The organism is Streptomyces sp. LBL, from assembly GCF_029893585.1.
GTDB lineage: Bacteria > Actinomycetota > Actinomycetes > Streptomycetales > Streptomycetaceae > Streptomyces.
This window is the reverse complement of the sequence record NZ_JARXYX010000073.1, coordinates 1-4,952: the sequence shown is the minus strand read 5'-3', so window position 1 is coordinate 4,952 and position 4,952 is coordinate 1. Positions and strand designations below refer to the sequence as shown.

The 4,952-nt window shown below is 66.4% G+C and carries 5 protein-coding genes and 2 pseudogenes; 2 read left to right on the top strand and 5 right to left on the bottom strand.

Going from position 1 to position 4,952, the window contains the following annotated elements; translation table 11 throughout:
- Nucleotides 1–89 precede the first annotated feature (89 nt).
- The 3 genes and pseudogenes from M2271_RS42200 to M2271_RS42190 form a co-directional block, all read right to left on the bottom strand.
- Nucleotides 90–629 (bottom strand): annotated as a pseudogene (locus M2271_RS42200) (IS630 family transposase); the annotation flags it as partial.
- A 95-nt stretch (nucleotides 630–724) separates the two neighbouring features.
- Nucleotides 725–1,963 carry a group II intron reverse transcriptase/maturase gene (ltrA, locus tag M2271_RS42195; RefSeq protein WP_280892779.1) on the bottom strand — a complete coding sequence of 413 codons (1,239 nt, stop codon included), beginning with the start codon at nucleotides 1,961–1,963 and terminating at the stop codon, nucleotides 725–727.
- A gap of 573 nt (nucleotides 1,964–2,536) precedes the next feature.
- Nucleotides 2,537–3,073 (bottom strand): annotated as a pseudogene (locus M2271_RS42190) (IS630 family transposase); the annotation flags it as partial.
- 361 nt (nucleotides 3,074–3,434) lie between these two features.
- On the opposite strand from M2271_RS42190, the gene M2271_RS42185 reads away from it, so the two are divergent.
- Together M2271_RS42185 and M2271_RS42180 are read left to right on the top strand one after the other, a co-directional pair.
- Nucleotides 3,435–4,082: a hypothetical protein gene (locus M2271_RS42185; protein WP_280892778.1), complete on the top strand. Its 648-nt coding sequence runs from the start codon at nucleotides 3,435–3,437 to the stop codon at nucleotides 4,080–4,082.
- A 20-nt stretch (nucleotides 4,083–4,102) separates the two neighbouring features.
- On the top strand, nucleotides 4,103–4,534 hold the full coding sequence (locus tag M2271_RS42180) for a hypothetical protein (RefSeq protein WP_280892777.1): 432 nt from the start codon (nucleotides 4,103–4,105) through the stop codon (nucleotides 4,532–4,534).
- Here the strand turns inward: M2271_RS42180 and M2271_RS42175 are convergent.
- A complete protein-coding gene (locus M2271_RS42175) occupies nucleotides 4,511–4,696 on the bottom strand; it encodes a hypothetical protein (protein WP_280892776.1) in 186 nt (61 codons plus the stop codon). The genes M2271_RS42180 and M2271_RS42175 overlap by 24 nt on opposite strands.
- Nucleotides 4,697–4,768: 72 nt before the next feature.
- Nucleotides 4,769–4,933, bottom strand: a complete 165-nt coding sequence (locus tag M2271_RS42695; protein ID WP_348539240.1) for a hypothetical protein — start codon at nucleotides 4,931–4,933, stop codon at nucleotides 4,769–4,771.
- Between the last annotated feature and the right edge of the window lie 19 nt (nucleotides 4,934–4,952).

The window sequence follows — 4,952 nt, the reverse complement described above, 5'->3', positions numbered from 1 at the left end:
ACTTCGCCCGAGCACGGTTCACTTCATGTGCGTCCATACCCCCAACATGCCCCTAAACAGCACCGCGAGACAGACCTAACGGAGCCCTACTAGTGTCCTGCGCCAGAGATCCGTCGGCAGAAGCGGGCGAGGGAATCGAGGATCTCTTCGGCGGACTTGGTCCAGATGAACGGTTTGGGGTCCTCGTTCCAGTTCTTGACCCAGCGGCGGATGTCGGCTTCGAGGGCCTGCACGTTCTTGTGGGCGCCGCGGCGGATCATCTGGTCGGCGAGGAAGCCGAACCACCGCTCGACCTGGTTGATCCAGGAGGAGCCGGTCGGGGTGAAGTGCATGTGAAAGCGGGGATGCTTGGACAGCCATGTCCTGATCGCCGGCGTCTTGTGAGTGCCGTAGTTGTCGCAGATCAGGTGGACCTCCAGGTGCGCGGGCACTTCCTTGTCGATCCTGATCAGGAACTTCTTGAACTCAGATGCCCGGTGCCGGCGGTGCAGAGCACTGATGACCTCGCCGGTGGCCACGTCGAAAGCGGCGAACAAGGTGGTCAGCCCGTTGCGGACGTAGTCGTGGGTGCGCCGCTCGGGCATGCCCGGCATTATCGGCAGCACCGGCTGAGAGCGGTCCAGGGCCTGGGTGAGTCGGCGGCGGGGATTTCACCCGCCGCCGCTCTCAGAACCGTGCGTAAACCTCTCGGCTTACACGGCTCCCATCGTCCAGTCGTGCACGGTCACGGCGCGACGAGCTTCCAGTGGGCGAAGAGTCCTGGGAACCGTCGCGCGTGACGGCCCAGCGCCTCTCGCGCCCGTGCTCGCTTGTGCCGGAACCGCTTGTACTTGCGGACGAGCCACCGCACCAGATAGTCGTTGATACGGTTGAGGCTGGAACGCAACGCGGTCGGATGGAACCGGCCGAAGTAGTTGATCCAGCCCCGCACGACCGGGTTGATCTCCCGGGCGAGCTGCTCCAGGGTCAGGTGCAGCCGCCAACGGCGGATCTGCACCCGGATCAGCTTGGCGGCCTCGTCGCTGACCCCCGGATTGAAGCCGAAGAAGTATTCCCCGCGCTTCGTCCGGAGCCTTCGAACGCGAAACCCGTACCCCAGGAACGTGAACGAGGTGTGCTCAGCTGAGCCCCGCCTGTTCCTGTCCTTGCAGTACACGATGCGGGTCTTCTGGGGATGCAGCTCCAGACCCCCGCATTCGGCCAGCCGCTCGGCGATGGCCTGACGCACCCGGTGCGCCTGGACCTCGTTGCGGCAATGGACCACTACGTCATCGCAGTACCGCTCGAACTGGATGCCCGGGTGTTCCCGGGCCATCCAGGCGTCGAACGCGTAGTGCATGAACAAATTGGACAACACGGGTGAGACCGCTGAGCCCTGCGGGCTGCCGCGGTCCCGGGCGAGCAGGCTGCCGTCCGGCCGCTGGAGTGGGGCCTTCAACCACCGCTCCACATACAGCAGGACCCACCGCTGGTCGGTGTGGTGGGCGACCGCCTTGAGGACGAGATCATGATCGAGGTTGTCGAAGAAGCCCCGGATGTCCATATCGATCACCCAGTCCGTTCTCCAGCACCGTTCCCGGCACGCCTCGACCGCGTCCAGTGCGCTACGCCGGGGTCGATAGCCATAGGAATCCGGGTGGAACACAGGTTCCACCAGCGGCTCCAGCACCATCGCCACCACCGTCTGCGCGATTCTGTCCGCGACCGTCGGCACGCCGAGGACCCTGACCCCGCGTCCTCCCGGCTTGTCGATCTCCACCATCTTGACCGGCGGCGGAAGGTAGCAGCCCGACGACATGCGATTCCACAGCTTGTAGAGGTTGCCCCGCAGGTCAGCCTCGAACTGCTCGATCGACTCGCCGTCGACGCCCGCCGCGCCCTTGTTGGCCTTGACCCTCAAGTACGCCTCGAACACCAGGTGTTTCGAGATCTGATACGACTTCGATCCGCTCGTCTGGTTCATCCCGGGCACTCCGGTTGGCCACCAAGCAGACCCGGACGATCCGTCCCCTTCACTCCGCCCGCATTACCGGGCCTCATCGCTACTACGAGACGGTCCGCCCCCGTGCCCCGAATCGGTACTCGACACCTCGCGGTTTTGTCCGCTTGGGGTTCTCCCTCTCGCCTCCGGCCCAACGGGCCGGCGGCAGTATCGGGGCGACAGGTTCCCACGTTCCATGCAAGAGCCCGGGCCAGACTCGCGCCGCCTCCATGCCGGACGCCGTCCGGGCAGTCAGCAGGCTCCCCCCGGACTTGTCCCGGAGCCCAGATCATGCCCCGGTTTCGACGCCACTGAGAAAATTTACGACACGTCATCAGCGGTTCGCTCACGCTCGCCTTTCTGACCCATACCTGACGCGATCACTGTCGCGCCTTTTGCCGCAGCGCTCACCACCCCGGCACTTAACCGGCGCAGCCTGCGGTGGTTTGAGATCTCCCCCTGCAGGGCGACCCCGGAGGACCTACCTCCATCTCTCACACAGCACCGCTTCCAGAAGCAGCTACCTCAACGCCTCCTTCAGCGTTCGTGGCACACGATCTGGGACTTCTCGTCCACCGAGAGGACCACCGCGCCCTCGGGTGGGTTGAAGTACAGGCCGACGACGTCGTAGACCTTCTCCACGAACAGCGGGTCCGTCGACAGCTTGAAGGTGTCCGTCAGGTGCGGCTTGAGCTGGAACTTCCGCCAGATCCGGCCGACGGTGGACTTCGACAGGCCGCTGTGCTCCGCCATCGACTTGCGCGACCAGTGGGTAGCGTTCTTCGGGATCTCCTCCAGCGTCGTGACCACGACCGATTCCACCTGGTCAACGCTGATGGTGGGCGGCCGGCCCGGCCTAGGCTCATCGACCAGGCCGTCCAGCCGTTCCGCCAGGAACCGCCGCCGCCACTTGCGGACAGTGTCGGCGGCCACCCGCAACTCCCGGGCGACCGCGACGATCGGCGGGATCTCCCGGCCCGCGCACGCCAGCACGATCCGCGCGCGCAGGGCCAACGCCTGGGCCGACGAAGCCCGCCGCGTCCACCGCTCCAACACCGCCCGCTCGTCATCAGACAGCAGCAACGGCTCCAGCTTCGGGCCCCGACGAGGAACTGACGCACCAGCAGCAGAAGTCACGCAACTACTAACGATCAACTACTGGCGCAGGACACTAGCCGCAGCCCAGGACGACTTCACCCGCGCCGTGAAGTTGATCCCCGACCCCAGGCTGCGTGAACGGCTCGGCACTGTCTTCCAGCACGCCCGCACGCTCTGAACCACCCGCGGAGCGCGAGGACTTCAAAAACCTCAGATTGGCGTGTTCACGCCGACAGGGGTGGGGTGTCAGCAGCCCATACTGTGGTCTGGACCAGCCGGGCGTGCCGGCCGGTCGGCACGACAGCGGCGCGCCGGGCCCAGCCGTCGCGCCCACACATTCCGAGGAGACTCTCGTATGAGCGGATTACGGATGACCGGACGTCTCAGATCGCTGGCCCTCGTCCTGGCCGCAGGCGCATTCATGGTCGGCGGCCTGTCCAGTACAGCGGCGTACGCGTCGGAAGCCGCCCCGCTGAGCGCCGAACCGCAGCTCGGCATCCAGTTCAACCCCGACGGCGAGGGTCAGTGCGAAGGGAGGACCGGGGAGCAGTGGGCCACCTCACCGAACTGGACGGAGGCCATCCGCCTCGACACCGATAACCGTCCCGGCGGCTGTCAGCTGGCGTTCGGCGTCACCGACCCGGACGGGACCCTCGCGGGCTCCTCCATCAGCTATCGACTCACCCAAAGCACCGGCAGTGAAGGCCACCAGTGCGGGGCCAACTCGGAAGCCAACCTGGTGCCGATGCTGCCGATCCCGGCGTTCGGGAACCCGGTCAGGGTCGACGCCGACAGTCAGCCGGGCTGGTGCAACCTCGCTTTCACCGTGACAGGCAGGATCGTCCTCGACGTTCAGCTCTATGCCGACGGTGACGCGGGCCAGTGCTCGGACGCCACCCCCGTGACCCACTCGGTCTTCGCCGGCTCTCCGGTCACAGTGAAGATCGACACCGACGGACGCTCCGGCGGCTGCCAGTTCCTGCTGCGCCTGCGGCACTTCTGACACCCCGTACACCCTGTTCCGTGCCACGTCTGCGGTGCGGCGCCCCTCCGGGACTCAAGTGCCGGGCCGCATGCCCCGTAGCGGTCCGGCACCTGTGCCGGCCCCATTACGCCCTGGCCGCCAGAGCTCTGGCCGAGGCCCGCCGCCGCGACGACGCCATCCAGGCACACACCCGCTGCGCCCGGGAAAGCCAGCGGCGGGCGCTGGAGCTGTCCGCGCCGACCAGCACCGTGACGCGGACCTTACTGAACATCGACGCGGCGGCGTGCTCCCATCACAACGGCGACACCGAGCAGGCGCGCCGTCGTACGGTCACCGCCCTGACCGCACTGCCCGGCGACTACCGCACCGGCTTGGTCCGTCGCCGGGCGCTGGACCTGTATGAGGCGATCCCCGCCCAGCACCATCGCGAGCGCGCTGTACGGGCACTACGCGACGTCATGGCCAGCTGAGAACGACGGCTTCCACAGCCGGCGGCCCAGGCCGGTCCGCCGCAGTGACAGCAGTCTCCCTCTCCGGACTTCGTCGCCAGGGGCACACTCCACGACGAACGCATGAATGACGAGGAAGTCGTCCTCGCCGTCAAAGCGCACCTCACCGCGCTGATCGTTCACGCTCACTCCTCTCGTGACCTCTGACAGGAGATCTCGACCGTTTGCCAGGTGAGTTTGATCGACTGGCTCCGATCACTTTGTGCGACAAGGTCGGGAATTCCCGGGATCGTCCCAGCCATCGGGAATGATCAACTCGGTGGGCGTCCTGCACGTCCAGTCCGTCTCCCGGTGCCCGACCTCCTGCGGAATCCCGGTTTTGCGCCGACGTATCGGGTCGTCCGCCCACTCCCCGGGCACGAATAATCGCCACTGCAGC